We start from the raw sequence: 13,662 nt of genomic DNA on the forward strand, positions 1-13,662 counted from the left end.
TCGCCATCGTTGATCGTTGCCTTTGCCTGGAGTTTCGATGTCCGCCTCCCCCGATCCCTCCCGCCGTCGCATCATGCAATTGCTGGCGGCCGTTCCCCTGTTGCCGCTCGGCAATGTCAGCGCCGCCGCGTTCCAGCAACTTGGCAGCGCCGCACTGGCCGCGCGCCCGTTACGACCATCGGAAACCCCGACCCGGCTGGTCTCGGCCACCTTCCACGGCATGCCCGCGCCCAGCCTGGCCAACCCGGCGGCGATGGCCACCACCACGGTCGGCTCGGCACTCACCGTGGCGCGCAGCGACGGCAGCACCCAGCGCTACGCATTGGCATATCACCCGTTCTTCGTCACCGGCGATCAGGTGCCCGATGGCAAGGGCGGCACCGTGCTGGCCGGCGGTTACTACGACATCCAGCACCGCCCCATCATCGACCGCTCCAAGCCCGGTGCCGAGCGGCCGTTCTTCTCTGATTGCCCGGACGGCTCCTCGCTGCTGACCCTGCCCGATGCCAAGGTGCCCGGCGTCAAGGGCAACCACGTGTTTGCGGTGGTGCAGTTCGAATACACCACCCGCGACCAGGCCGGCAACGACACCAACCGCCACCTGCCAGCACCGATCGCCGTACTGACGCTGGACCAGGACCCGGCCACCGGCAAGCTGTCGCTGGTGAAGTACCACAATGTCGACACCGCGCCGGTGCACGGGCTGTGGACCACCTGCGGCGCCAGCCTGTCGCCGTGGAATACCCATCTGTCCAGCGAAGAGTACGAGCCCGACGCCACCGCGCTGGCCGGCAATACCCAGTTCCGCAGCTATAGCACGCATCTGTATGGCGACCCGGAAAAGGCCAACCCTTATCACTACGGCCATCTACCCGAAATCACCGTGCACCCGGACGGAACCGGGAGCGTGCGCAAGCACTATTGCCTGGGCCGCATCTCGCACGAACTGGTGCAGGTGATGCCCGACCAGCGCACCGTGCTGATGGGCGACGACGCCACCAACGGCGGTCTTTTCATGTTCATTGCCGATCGCAAGGCCGACCTGTCGGCCGGCACCTTGTACGTCGGCAAGTGGCAGCAGACCTCGGGCATCGGCCCGGGCGCGGCCACGCTGCGCTGGATCAAGCTGGGCCACGCCACCAGTGCCGAGGTCCAGGCCATGGCCGACCGCCTCACCGCTGCCGACATCCTCGACGTGCATCTAAGCGACCCGGGCGATGCCTCGTTCACCAAGATCCCGTTCAACGGCACCTTCAACTGGATCCGCATCAAACCAGGCATGGAAAAGGCCGCCACCTATCTGGAAACCCATCGCTATGCCGCGCTGGCCGGCGGCAGCCTGGGCTTCACCAAGCTCGAAGGCACCACGGTCAATGCCAAGGACAAGGTCGCCTACATGGCCATGTCCTACATCGTCACCAGCATGCGCAATGGCTCGGGCGACGTGAAGGTGGAAGGCCCGGATGCTGGCGCGGTGTACGCCTTGAACCTGCGCGGCGGCCAACGCGACAGTCACGGCGCGCCGATCCATAGCGACTGGGTGCCGATCGACATGGCCGCCCCGGCCGCGCTCACCGGCCACGATCTGGCCACGCCCGACGCGCTCGGCAATCTTGCCGACCCCGAGCGCCTGGCCAACCCGGACAACCTCAAGTTCTCCGAATCGCTGCGCACCTTGTTCATCGGCGAAGACAGCAGCCTGCACGTCAACAATTTCCTGTGGGCCTACAACGTGGACAGCGGCGCGCTGACGCGGGTGCTGTCGGTGCCGGCGGGCGCGGAATCGACCGGTCTGCACGCGGTCGACGAGATCCACGGTTGGACCTACGTGATGAGCAATTTCCAGCACGCCGGCGATTGGGAAAGCCCGCTGCACGACACCGTCAAGCCGGTGTTGGACCCGCTGATCCGCGCCAACTACAAAAATCGCTTCGGCGCCGCGGTGGGCTATCTCACCGGCGACCCGGTGGCCGTGCAGCTGGGCAAGGCGTGAGCGCAGGGTGTCGTCGCTCGCAGCGCAGGCAACGTGCTGCGGGCGGCATCTTCGTTCGTCGGTCACATCGACTGCGCGACAGTCGCTTGCATGAGGGCGCGCTGATGTATGGCCATCGCGCAGCGTCGAGTGCGCGGTGCCCTGACCAGACAATTAGCTGGTAGCTTTATTGAAGAACGAAATCAACGCATCAGACATTTGCTGGTGACTTCATTGAAGAACGGAATCAGCGCAGCAGACAGTTTGCCGGCTGTTTTATTGAAAGCTGTGCGCACCGACCAACTTGACTGGTCCTTGCCCGCTCACCGTCGCGGGACCTTGAGCGGCATGGATGCCGCGCCAGAGCCTCCAGGGACGGATTCACGGCGTGTCCCGCGATGGTGGGCGGGCAAGGACCCTGCAGCAAACGCGCAGCCTCGGTCGAGGGCGCGGCGCCCTCACCGCTCGCGGGACACGCCGTTAACCCGTCCATGGGGGCTCGGTGGCGGCATCCATGCCGCCAACGGTCCCGCAATCGGTAAGGACACCGCACCAGACCGTTGGCTGGTGGCTTCTTGAAGAACGAATCAGCGCACCGGACAGTTTGCCGACTGTTTGATTGAGAGCTCTGTGCACCGACCAACTTGACTGGTCCTTGCCCGCTCACCGTCGCGGGACCTTGAGCGGCATGGATGCCGCGCCAGAGCCTCCAGGGACGGATTCACGGCGTGTCCCGCGATGGTGGGCGGGCAAGGACCCTGCAGCAAACGCGCAGCCTCGGTCGAGGGCGCGGCGCCCTCACCGCTCGCGGGACACGCCGTTAACCCGTCCATGGGGGCTCGGTGGCGGCATCCATGCCGCCAACGGTCCCGCAATCGGTAAGGACACCGCACCAGACCGTTGGCTGGTGGCTTCTTGAAGAACGAATCAGCGCACCGGACAGTTTGCCGACTGTTTGATTGAGAGCTCTGTTCACCGACCAACTTGACTGGTCCTTGCCCGCCCACCGTCGCGGGACCTTGAGCGGCATGGATGCCGCGCCAGAGCCTCCAGGGACGGATTCACGGCGTGTCCCGCGATGGTGGGCGGGCAAGGACCCTGCAGCAAACGCGCAGCCTCGGTCGAGGGCGCGGCGCCCTCACCGCTCGCGGGACACGCCGTTAACCCGTCCATGGGGGCTCGGTGGCGGCATCCATGCCGCCAACGGTCCCGCAATCGGTAAGGACACCGCACCAGACCGTTGGCTGGTGGCTTCTTGAAGAACGAATCAGCGCACCGGACAGTTTGCCGACTGTTTGATTGAGAGCTCTGTTCACCGACCAACTTGACTGGTCCTTGCCCGCCCACCGTCGCGGGACCTTGAGCGGCATGGATGCCGCGCCAGAGCCTCCAGGGACGGATTCACGGCGTGTCCCGCGATGGTGGGCGGGCAAGGGCCCTGCAGCAAAGGCGCAGATGATCCGCTCTCCGCCTGATCTGCCAGGATTGAGCAATCAGGTAGCGACGCCCGCATCGTGCGTATCGCAAGCGCTTGGTGATCTTCAATTCTGGTCGACTGCGCGGTGCCTTCACCGCTCGTGGGACACGCCGTAAACCCGTCCATGAGGTGCCCCCCGGAGGTTGGACACCGCACCAGACAATTGGCTGGCCGTTCTGGTTAAAGCGATGCACACCCGGTCTGCGATAGGTCGGCATGACGTCGTTTTACTAGCCGATCTTGTTCCCAACGCGGTGCGAATCAGGCAGGCAACTCACGCAGGCCAGCCCGGATGTGCAGCTCAAGACACGCGGCGCGTCTCCAATGCCGCCATCACGATGGGCTTGGCCCAATCGGGCACCTGCGCCAATTCTGCAGGTGTTTGCGGGTAGTGCAGGCCGCCGCGGTCCAGTTCCAGCACCAGCATCGGCGCCGCCTGACCCACCGCGTCGGCCGGCGCGCTGTTGTCGTAGACATGCAGCACTGCCAGATGCGGCAGCAATGCGATCAGGTTGGCACGCGATGTGTCGTAACGCTCGCGGATCTTGTGCTCGGGAATGGCATGGCCGCCGGCAGCGACCCGTGCCGCCACGCGCTGGACGTGCAGGTCCACCGTTGCCAACCCGCAGAACCAGACCGCCACTGTGTGTTGCGCACAGGCCTCGCGCAGCAGGCGCGGAATGGTGCTGGCACCCAACGTCGTTTCGAACGCGAAATCGCTGCCGTCGGCCATCGCCTGGCGCAGCCGTCGCACGCCTTCCTGCCACGCCTGGGCATTGGCCTCTTCCAGTGTCCAGCCCTGCTCCACCAGTTGCCGGGTGAAGGCATCCGGGTTGAACCAGCTGGCGCCGTCTTCCTGCAGCAAGGTGCCCAGCAATGAACTTTTGCCGGCGCCGTTGACGCCAGCCAGTACCAGGATATTTCCCATCGATCAGAGCGACGGGCCCAAGGCGATCTTGCGGCCGCGGCGTGCAGGCTTGGCGATCACCTGGGCCAGCACCGCGCCATCGGTGACCGCGGCAAGATGCGCGTCGAATTTGGCCTGCAAGGCCTGCAGCGACTGCGCGCGCGTGGCCGCATCGGCAAGCGCACTGGCCTGCCGCACAAGATGCCGGTATTCCTCGGCATCCACCACCACCGCTTCGGGGTGGTTGTGATTGGTGATGACCACCGCGCCATGGGTGCGCACCTTGCGCATCAGGCTGGGCCAACCCTTGATCTTGATGTCGGCCGCTGGCGCTTTTTCAAGCTCGGGCAAGTCCTGATGACGGGACATGGGGCGGTCCTGCGATGTGGGTGACGTCAGCCTACGCCAAAACGTCCATTTTGGGAAATTTGTCTATTTTAGACGTGGTAAAAAAAGGTGCCGAACCAAGTACGGCTGATTGATATGCAGCAGACAGTTGTCAGATGGACGCCGACGGCCCTCGGACCCAGACGCACGAGTGGTCCATGCCGCGCCAAGCATCGGCCTCGCCCGCCTGGGGTGAGCGCACTCGTTCGTTGGGCTGCTCCAACGGAAACGGGGCCCGCAGGCCCCGTTCCTTGTCACGCACGCTGCGCCAGGCTCAGCCGCGCAGCTTGCCCAGCAGCTCGCGCGTCACCGGGTCGGCCACCTCGGCCGCTTCGCCCTTCAGGGCCGGCAGCAACTGGCTCGCCAGCTGCTTGCCCAGCTCCACGCCGAACTGGTCGAACGCGTTGATACCCCACATTACCGACTGCACGTACACGCTGTGCTCGTACATCGAGATCAGCGCGCCCAGCGCCTGCGGGGTGAGCGCGTCGAGCAGGATCACTGTGCTCGGGCGGCCGCCCGGGTAGCTGCGGTGCGGGTCGCTGCTGTCCTGGCCGTTGGCCAGCGCCTCGGTCTGCGCCAGCACGTTGGCCATCAGTGCGACATGGTTTTCCGCATACGGGTCGTCGTTGTGCACGGTGCCGATGAAATCGGCCGGCACCACGCTGGTGCCCTGGTGCAGCGCCTGGAAGAAGCTGTGCTGCACATCGGTGCCCGCACCGCCCCACCACACCGCCACGGTGTCGCTATCCACCGCCGAGCCGTCCAGCTTGACCCGCTTGCCCAGGCTCTCCATCACCAGCTGCTGCAGATACGCCGGCAGCAGTGCCAGGCGCTGGTCGTAGGTCATGACGGCGTGCGTGGCGCTACCGAGCAGGTTGCGGTTCCACACCGCAGTCAGCCCGTGCAGCACCGCGACGTTTTCTTCCAGCGGCGTGTTGAGCACGTGCGCATCGAACTGCGCGGCACCTTCCAGCAATTGTTCGAAACGCTCAAAGCCAATCGCCAATGCAATCGGGAAACCGACCGCCGACCACAGCGAATAACGCCCACCCACCCAATCCCACATCGGCAGCACGCGGCCGGGTGCGATATCGAAGGCCTTGGCGGCGCGTTCGGGGTTGGCGCTCACCGCATACAGGCGCTCGCTGCCACCGAGCCAGGCATGCAGGATGCCGCCATTGAGCAGCGTTTCTTGGGTGCCGAAAGTCTTGGAAATCAGGATGCCGGCGGTGCGTGCCGGGTCCAGCGTCGCCAAGGTGCGCTGCATCGCCGCGCCATCGACGTTGGACACGAAATGCACGCGGAAGCGCGCACCGGTGACCGGGCGCAGCGCATCGGCCACCAGGCGCGGGCCCAGGTCGGAACCACCGATGCCGACGCTGACGATGTCGGTGACCTCGGTGGCTTCCAGCTGCTGGATCAGCGCGCCCATGCGCTGGCGCACTTGCGCAGCGGTGGCATATGCCTCGGAGGCAACCGGCGCGTCGGTCAGATCGCCGCGCAACGCGGTATGCAATGCGGCGCGCTGTTCGGTGACATTGACCTGCTCGCCACGAAACAGGCGCTGGAACGCACCGGCCAGATCGCGCTCGCGCGCGATGGCGAACAATGAATCGAGCGCGGCGCGGTCGTACTTCTGGCGCGCGAAATTGAAATACAACGGACCGACTTGCCTGGCGTACTGCGTCGGCCGTTCCGGCTCGGCGGCAAGCAATGCGGGGATGGCAGCGCCGCGCAGGCGCTGGGCGTGGGCGTGGAGCGCGTCGAATCCGTTGGTCTGTGTCATGCGGCCTGGGTGGGGATGCTGTGGTTGGTGTGGGAGATCGCGTTGTGCGCGTTCACGTATACCAGATTGGGCTTGAAGGTCTTGGCTTCGTCTTCGCTCATGCTGGCGAACGCCGCCACGATGATCAGATCGCCCACCTGCACGTGACGCGCAGCGCCACCGTTGAGCGACATGATGCCGCTGCCGTCCTCGGCGCGGATGGCATAGGTGCTGAAACGCGCACCGTTGGTGACGTCCCAGATATGCACCTGTTCGAATTCGCGGATGCCGGTCGCTTCCAGCAGCAGGCCGTCGATGGCGATCGAGCCTTCGTAGTTGAGCTCGGAGTGGGTGACGGTGGCGCGGTGGATCTTGGCTTTGAGCAGGGACAGGTGCATGGACGCAGGCAACAACGAAAGGAAAGCCGGCATTTTAGCGGAAAGCGTCAGCGCCCACCGGTTTGCCGCACGCCCGGTCGTGAGGGCTTCAGGCCGGCCGCGACGCCAGCGCCCGCATGCTAGTCGCGCATGCCCGGCGCCGGCGTCGATCCGGCTGTTCGGCGCGATGCGGCGGCTCAGAATTCCAGATTGTCGATCAGACGCGTCGTGCCCAGCCGCGCGGCGATCAGCGCCACGCGGGCACCGGCATGGCTCTCGCCCGGCTCGTTCAGGTCGGGCAACCGCACCACTGCGTAGTCGACACGGAACCCGGCCTGCTCCAGCGCCTGACGCGCGGCCTGTTCGACCTGTGCACGCGGCGTGCCAGCCGCGTAGCTGTCGCGCATCTGCAGCAGCACCTTGCGGATCTGCGCCGCGATCGGGCGATCGTCTGCCGACAGATACTGGTTGCGCGAACTCATCGCCAGGCCGTCGGCCTCGCGCACGATGCTGCCGCCGAGAATCTCGATCGGAAACGCCAGGTCGGCCGCCATCTGCCGGATCACCGCCAGCTGCTGGTAATCCTTCTTGCCGAAGGCCGCCACGTCCGGCTGCACCTGATTGAACAGCCGCGCCACCACCGTGCACACCCCATCGAAATGCCCCGGACGGCACACGCCTTCCAGCACGTCGCTGACGCCGGGCGCATGGACCGGCGTGGCCAGCGCGGTGCCGAGTGGATACATGGTCTCCACGTCCGGCAGCCACAACGCGTCGCACCCGGCATCCTCCAGGCCGCGCAGGTCGGCCTCGGGTGTGCGCGGGTAGCGCGCGAAGTCTTCGTTGGGGCCAAACTGGGTCGGGTTGACGAACACGCTGGACACCACGCGGTCGGCGTACTGCCGCGCCAGCATCACCAGCGAGTAATGCCCGGCATGCAGGTTGCCCATGGTGGGCACCAACGCCACGCGCAGGCCTTCGCGCTTCCAGCCGGTGACCAGGGCGCGCAATGCGGAAAGATCGGTCAGGGTCTGGATCATGCGGCGTACGCGTGCTCTGCATCGGGGAAGCTGCCATCGCGCACGGCCTGCGCGTAGGCGCGCACTGCGCCGGCGACCGAGCCGCCTTCAGCCAGGAAATCCTTGACGAACTTCGGCCGGCGGTGGCCGCTGTCCAGGCCCAGCATGTCGTGCATCACCAGCACCTGGCCGTCGCAGCCGGGGCCCGCGCCAATGCCGATGGTGGGCACGCTGAGTTCGGCACTGATCTGTGCGGCGATCGGCGTGGGCACGCACTCCAGCACCACCAGGCTGGCGCCGGCCTCGACCACCGCCTGTGCATCGCGGCGCAGCTGCTCGCCGGCTTCGCCGCGGCCCTGCACCTTGTAGCCGCCGAACCGCAGCACCGACTGCGGGGTCAGCCCCAGGTGCGAACACACCGGGATTTCGCGCTCGACCAGGTAACGGATGACCTCGAGCTTGTGTCCGGCGCCTTCGATCTTGACCATTTCCGCACCGGCCTGCAGCAGCTGCGTGGCGGCATCGAGCGCGCGTGCCGGCGTGGCATCGGCCTGGAACGACAGGTCGGCCACCAGCAAGGCCTGCTGCAGCGCCCGCGCCACCGAGGCGGTGTGGTAGACCATGTCGGCGGTGGTCACCGGCAAGGTGGAATCATGCCCCTGTACCACCATACCCAGCGAGTCGCCGACCAGGATCAGGTCCACGCCGTTGGCATCGAAGGTGCGTGCAAAGCCGGCGTCGTAGGCGGTCAACATGACCAGTTTTCGACCCGCCCGCTTGGCCTCGGCCAGGGCGGGCACGGTCCAGGGCTTGCTGTCGCTATGGCTGCTCATGAACTCATTACGTGGGGTGATAAGCCGGCCATTATCTACCCAATCGGCTCCAGCCCGCAGCGATCGATGGCTTGCAGGGCGTGCCGCACTGTTCCATGGCCTGGAATGATGGCGTCCGGCGCCAGCTCGGCCAGCGGCAGCAGCGCAAAGCCACGCACGTGCAGATGCGGGTGCGGCACCTGCAGGCGTGGCAGGTCGATCACCTGATCGGCATACAGCAGCAGGTCCAGATCCAGCGTACGCGGTCCCCAGCGCTCGCCGGCCCGACGCTCACGGCCGAAGGCCTGTTCGATGCCAAGCAAGGCCTCCAGCAGCGGCAGTGGCGCAAGACCCGTGCGCAGCTGCGCGACGGCGTTGATGAAGTCCGGCTGGTCTTCGCGGCCCCAGGCGGGCGTGCGGTACAGACGCGAGGCGGCCACCAGGGTGGTCTGCGGCAGCGCGTCCAGCGCGGCGATGGCCGCGCGCACGCTGGCCTCGGCCGGGCCCAGGTTGGCACCCAGGCCGACAAAGGCGATCTGCATGGCTTAGTCGCCTGCCGGGGCGCCGGGGCGGCGGCGACGGCGACGACGCTTGCGTGGCGCGCCCTCTTCGCCCTCGTGGTCGGACTGTGCCGATTCGATCGCATCCACCAGCTCCTGGCCGGAGGACTTCTGCGCCTCGCGCCAGAACTCGACGTCGGCAGCATGATCGGGCGATGCAAATTGACGCAGCACCAGGAAATCGAACGCCGCACGGAAGCGCGGATGCGACAGGGTGCGGAACACGCGCTTGCGCTGACGCGAGGAGAAGCGCGTCTGCAACAACCAGATTTCCTGCATCGGCAGCGAGAACCGGCGCGGCAATGCCACGCGCTCCAACTGATGCAAGGTGACGCGGTCGGCGGCACGGCGCTGCGCATCTTCCGGTTGCACGCCCTGCGCCTGCAGCCCCATCAAGGTGCGGCAGAACGCCGGCCACAGCAACAGCGCGAACAGGAATGCCGGCGACACCGGCTCGTCGTTGGCAACGCGCGCGTCGGTATTGCGCAGGCCTTCCAGCACCATGGCGCGCAACGCGCCGCTGCGGTTGGATTTCAATGCCGCCGCGCTTTCCGGAAACAGCGCGCCGAGCAGGCCGTAACGCTCCAGGCCCTGGAAACTGGCCACGCCATGTCCGGACAGGAACAGCTTGAGGATCTCTTCGAACAGGCGCGCCGGCGCTGCCTCGGACAACAGACCGGCCAGGCGCGGGATCGGCTCGGCAGTGCTGGCTTCGATGTCGAAATTCAACTTGGCCGCCAGCCGCACCGCGCGCAGCATGCGCACCGGGTCTTCCTGGTAGCGCAGCTCCGGGTCGCCGATCAACTTCATCAGCCGTGCCTGCACGTCTTCGAATCCGCCGCAGTAATCACGCACCGAAAAATCCTCGATCGCGTAGTACAGGGCGTTGCAGGTGAAGTCGCGGCGGATCGCGTCGTCTTCAATGGTGCCGTAGACGTTGTCGCGCACCAGGCGGCCGTTATCCAGCTCGCGGTCGCCGCTGCCGTCGTCGACGTTGGCGCGGAAGGTGGCAACCTCGATGATCTCGCGGCCGAACACCACATGCGCCAGCCGAAAACGGCGGCCGATCAGGCGACAGTTGCGAAACAGCGCCTTGACCTCTTCCGGCGTGGCGCTGGTGGCGACGTCGAAATCCTTCGGGTGGCCGCCGACCAGCAGGTCGCGGACCGCGCCGCCGACCAGATAGGCGCCAAAGCCCGATTCGCGCAGGCGGTACAACACGCGCAGCGCGTTGGGGCTGATGTCCTTGCGCGAAATGGTGTGCTGATCGCGTGGGATAACGCGCAGCGTGAACGGGGATGTAACTGAGGGTTCGATGATGGCGCTTCCGTCTTGTGTTGCAGGATTGCCCAACGGCTATTACCTCACTATACTAGCGCGCTGCACAAGACGCGACAAAAACGCTCCCTTCGTCTAATGGTTAGGACGTGGCCCTCTCAAGGCTAAAACAGGGGTTCGAGTCCCCTAGGGAGCACCACGTTGGTCCTGCTGCAGATCACGCCAAGACCCCGCATTGCGGGGTTTTTGCGTTGTGGTGCAGGCAGTCTGCATGGGGTGTGGATTGCGCCGCTGTGCGGCGGGCGGCGACGGCCTTCTTGTGCATGCCTGGATCCGGACGACGTGGCCCCGGGGCACCATGTGGTCGAGGTTGGTTGCCGCCCTGCGCTGCCGGATTGGTCGCGTTGAACGTGAGCCCCGTGCGGCCGTGCTGATCGATATGTGATGCCCCGCGACCACCACCGCAATGTGGTTCAAGCGCATGCGCGCTTCACAGGCCTCGCACTGCAGATACCACCAGACGCCACATCGGTCACCGTCGCGTCGCTCACATCAGCCACAACAACACAAAACACACAGACGGGTCGAACAGCAATGCGTCACGCATGCCGCGTTCGTCGCGCCTTGCTGGAGCGGTCGCGACACGTGATGTGCGCACCGTTAGTGCCCGGCGCCTCGGCAATTTGCAGTGCATGGCCTCAACTCACACGGCAACTAGAGAAGGTGAGTCGTCGTCGCTGCCGGTTTCGGCGACGGCGTCGTGGGCATGCAGGCTTTCCAGATGGCGCACTGCCACATGAAAGGTCGCGTAGTGCTCTGCCAGCGCCTTGCGCAGGCGTCGCGCTGCGTCTTCGACATACATCAGGTTTGCGCCATTCAAACGCGCAAATTCCTGCTCGTCGGTCCGCCGCACCGCGGCCTGCACCGGCGTTGCCAGCGCCCGCTCGCAGAGATCGAGCAGCTCACGGATCGCAAAGCGCTGCGTCTCCGCGCCCAGCTCAACGCGCACCTGCGCCACGCTGCGTTGGCTATGCGGGGTGGCGTAGGAACCGTGCTCCTGCAGCCATTGCGCAACCTCCTGCAGCGGCAGCGCGTCGCGCCCGGCGTGCTGCTGCACGAACGCATCGCTCAACAACTGCCGCGACAACGCCGCCGAACATGGGCAGGTGGACGCGTACAGCACATCGACCTGTAGCTGGATTGTGGTGCGCCCTGCCCTGCAGTGCGCGACGATGTGCACCGGATAGGCACGCCAGCCGCTCAGCCCTTCGCTGCGCAGAGCCGGCATGCGCAGCAGCAGTTCAAAGCGCAGCGTCAGCCGCGCGGCGCGGCTCCCGCAATCGGCGTGACTGGCGACCAGCGCCTGCAGCAGCTGCGACAGCATGGCCGGCGACACCGGCTGCCGCAGATGCAGGTCCAGCAGGCGATACAGCCGTGACATATGGATGCCCTTGAGCTCTGGCCGCGGCAGATCGACCTGCACGCTGGCGCGCGCGGCAAGCCCGGCGCCGCCAGCTTGCAGATGCACGGGGATGGCGATGTCCTGCATGCCCACCCAGCGCAAGGGCGCACTCAGGGCGGAGAGTTCGGTAACGGCAACATCGGGAAGCGTGGCGGACATCGGGTGCTCGTCGAAGGGTAAAGGTGGCGATCGCGGCTCAGGCGCGACCGGGAAAGGCAGCGAAGTAGTCGTCGATGCCCGCATGCAGCGTCTGCGCCAGTTCGTCCTGATGCGTATCGCCACACAGGCGCCGGCAATCGTCGCGATTGCTCATGAAGCCGGTTTCTACCAGCAACGAGGGAATATCCGGCGATTTCAGCACCGCAAAGCCGGCCTGCCCGACCTGGTGTTGGTGCAGGTGCGTCACCTGCTGCAGGCGCGCCAGCATCAACGTGCCAAACGCAAGGCTGCTGACGATGGTGCCGCTCAGCGACAGGTCGGCCAGTACCTGCGACAGAACCGGGTTGCTCGGCACCCGCAGCCGGCGCGCGGTGTCGCCCATATCGTCGGCCGCGTTCTCGCTATCGGCGATCCAGCGTGCCAGTGCCGAACTGGCACCGGTCTGCGAGAGCGCAAACACCGAAGCACCGCGCGCTTCGCGTGTTGGCGCGGCATCGGCATGGATGGAGACGAACAGATCCGCGTTGTGGCGATGCGCAATCAAGACGCGCTCATGCAACGGCACGAAACGGTCGTCGCTGCGGATCATGGTGGGCCGATAGCGTGCATCGGCGGCCAGGCGCTGATGCAGCCGCCCAGCCACCGCCATGGCGACATGTTTTTCGTAACGCGCATCGGCACTGACCGCGCCCGGATCCTTGCCGCCGTGGCCGGCATCGATGGCGATGATGTAGGAATGCAGGCGCGAGCGGGCCGGGCCTACGGGCGCTGTCGCTGCAACATCGCCGCTGACTGTCAGGGCCGCGCCACCCGGCATGGCGGCAAGCTCCAGCACCAACGCACTGCCATCCCGGCGCACGTTGACCGAACAGGGCTGCCGCAGATCCAGCACGACGCGCAGACCATCGAGATGCGGCGCGCTGCGTATGCGGGTCACCGCAACGCCGGCGGGCATCGGATCGATGCGAGGCGACTGCGGCGACACGCCAGAAAGATCGATGACCACACGCTCAGGATCGGACAACCTGAAATTGCGGTAGGCCACCTGCGCGCCCAGCTCCAGCCGCAGGCGAAGCAACTCGCCCTGCTGTTGCACGCGGCATCCCCGCAGGGCCGGGAGCCTCTGCGCAGCCCCGCACGTCGGCGCAAGCATCAAGGCAGCAGCTCCACCCCGTAATAGGTGCCGACGCTGCATCACGCCCTGCCCTCACAACTCAGGCAATCGACCCGCCACAGCGAACGGCAGCGCAGAGCGCAGTGCGATTCCGGACGGCAGCTAAAACATAGAAGAAGGCAGGACACGGGAGGCAAAACTGCGCGGCAAAGATGAAGTGTTATAAAGTAACATTAATCCGCCAAAAGCAAGCCTGTCACTATCGTCCTGCGCACCCGCGTTCATCTCGTCCAGAAGCCGCCCATGTCCCACCATATCCCCGAGACCTACGACGCCTGGTAATCCCCCCGCTTTGAGCGTTCGCCAAAAG

General features: G+C 66.0%; 12 protein-coding genes and 1 tRNA gene. 2 read left to right on the forward strand and 11 right to left on the reverse strand.

Features of this window, described 5'->3' with window-relative positions; translation table 11 throughout:
• Positions 1–37: 37 nt before the first annotated feature.
• Positions 38–1,993: an alkaline phosphatase PhoX gene (locus XnspCFBP7698_RS03315; protein WP_104579543.1), complete on the forward strand. Its 1,956-nt coding sequence runs from the start codon at positions 38–40 to the stop codon at positions 1,991–1,993.
• Positions 1,994–3,750: 1,757 nt separating this feature from the next.
• Here XnspCFBP7698_RS03315 and XnspCFBP7698_RS21300 read toward each other — a convergent pair.
• The 8 genes from XnspCFBP7698_RS21300 to pcnB all read right to left on the reverse strand — a co-directional run bounded on the left by XnspCFBP7698_RS21300 (position 3,751) and on the right by pcnB (position 10,632).
• Positions 3,751–4,377, reverse strand: a complete 627-nt coding sequence (locus tag XnspCFBP7698_RS21300; protein WP_146093302.1) for an AAA family ATPase — start codon at positions 4,375–4,377, stop codon at positions 3,751–3,753.
• Positions 4,378–4,380: 3 nt separating this feature from the next.
• Positions 4,381–4,725, reverse strand: a complete 345-nt coding sequence (locus XnspCFBP7698_RS03335) for a type II toxin-antitoxin system prevent-host-death family antitoxin (RefSeq protein WP_047696105.1) — start codon at positions 4,723–4,725, stop codon at positions 4,381–4,383.
• A 292-nt stretch (positions 4,726–5,017) separates the two neighbouring features.
• The gene (gene pgi / locus XnspCFBP7698_RS03340) at positions 5,018–6,532 is read right to left on the reverse strand and encodes a glucose-6-phosphate isomerase (protein ID WP_104581831.1); all 1,515 of its coding nucleotides are present in this window, start codon (positions 6,530–6,532) and stop codon (positions 5,018–5,020) included.
• A complete protein-coding gene (gene panD, locus XnspCFBP7698_RS03345) occupies positions 6,529–6,909 on the reverse strand; it encodes an aspartate 1-decarboxylase (RefSeq protein ID WP_003481969.1) in 381 nt (126 codons plus the stop codon). The genes pgi and panD overlap by 4 nt, the downstream gene beginning before the upstream one ends.
• A 176-nt stretch (positions 6,910–7,085) precedes the next feature.
• A complete protein-coding gene (gene panC / locus XnspCFBP7698_RS03350) occupies positions 7,086–7,928 on the reverse strand; it encodes a pantoate--beta-alanine ligase (protein WP_104581832.1) in 843 nt (280 codons plus the stop codon).
• Positions 7,925–8,740 carry a 3-methyl-2-oxobutanoate hydroxymethyltransferase gene (gene panB, locus XnspCFBP7698_RS03355; RefSeq protein ID WP_047696111.1) on the reverse strand — a complete coding sequence of 272 codons (816 nt, stop codon included), beginning with the start codon at positions 8,738–8,740 and terminating at the stop codon, positions 7,925–7,927. The genes panC and panB overlap by 4 nt, the downstream gene beginning before the upstream one ends.
• A gap of 35 nt (positions 8,741–8,775) precedes the next feature.
• Positions 8,776–9,261 carry a 2-amino-4-hydroxy-6-hydroxymethyldihydropteridine diphosphokinase gene (gene folK / locus XnspCFBP7698_RS03360; RefSeq protein WP_104581833.1) on the reverse strand — a complete coding sequence of 162 codons (486 nt, stop codon included), beginning with the start codon at positions 9,259–9,261 and terminating at the stop codon, positions 8,776–8,778.
• A 3-nt stretch (positions 9,262–9,264) separates the two neighbouring features.
• Positions 9,265–10,632 (reverse strand): polynucleotide adenylyltransferase PcnB, encoded by a 1,368-nt coding sequence (pcnB, locus tag XnspCFBP7698_RS03365; protein WP_104581834.1) that lies wholly within the window; start codon positions 10,630–10,632, stop codon positions 9,265–9,267.
• Between the two features lie 49 nt (positions 10,633–10,681).
• Between pcnB and XnspCFBP7698_RS03370 the strand changes: the two genes are divergently transcribed.
• A tRNA-Glu gene (locus XnspCFBP7698_RS03370) sits at positions 10,682–10,756 on the forward strand.
• Between the two features lie 504 nt (positions 10,757–11,260).
• Here the strand turns inward: XnspCFBP7698_RS03370 and folE2 are convergent.
• The 3 genes from folE2 to XnspCFBP7698_RS21700 all read right to left on the reverse strand — a co-directional run.
• Positions 11,261–12,178: a GTP cyclohydrolase FolE2 gene (folE2, locus tag XnspCFBP7698_RS03375; RefSeq protein ID WP_104581835.1), complete on the reverse strand. Its 918-nt coding sequence runs from the start codon at positions 12,176–12,178 to the stop codon at positions 11,261–11,263.
• A gap of 37 nt (positions 12,179–12,215) precedes the next feature.
• Positions 12,216–13,373 carry an N-acetylmuramoyl-L-alanine amidase gene (locus XnspCFBP7698_RS03380; protein ID WP_104581836.1) on the reverse strand — a complete coding sequence of 386 codons (1,158 nt, stop codon included), beginning with the start codon at positions 13,371–13,373 and terminating at the stop codon, positions 12,216–12,218.
• An 81-nt stretch (positions 13,374–13,454) separates the two neighbouring features.
• Positions 13,455–13,662: hypothetical protein (locus XnspCFBP7698_RS21700; RefSeq protein ID WP_233548917.1), on the reverse strand; the 208-nt coding region annotated here is incomplete at its 5' end.

The sequence above is a fragment of the Xanthomonas sp. CFBP 7698 genome (genome assembly GCF_003600855.1).
Classification (GTDB): domain Bacteria; phylum Pseudomonadota; class Gammaproteobacteria; order Xanthomonadales; family Xanthomonadaceae; genus Xanthomonas; species Xanthomonas cannabis.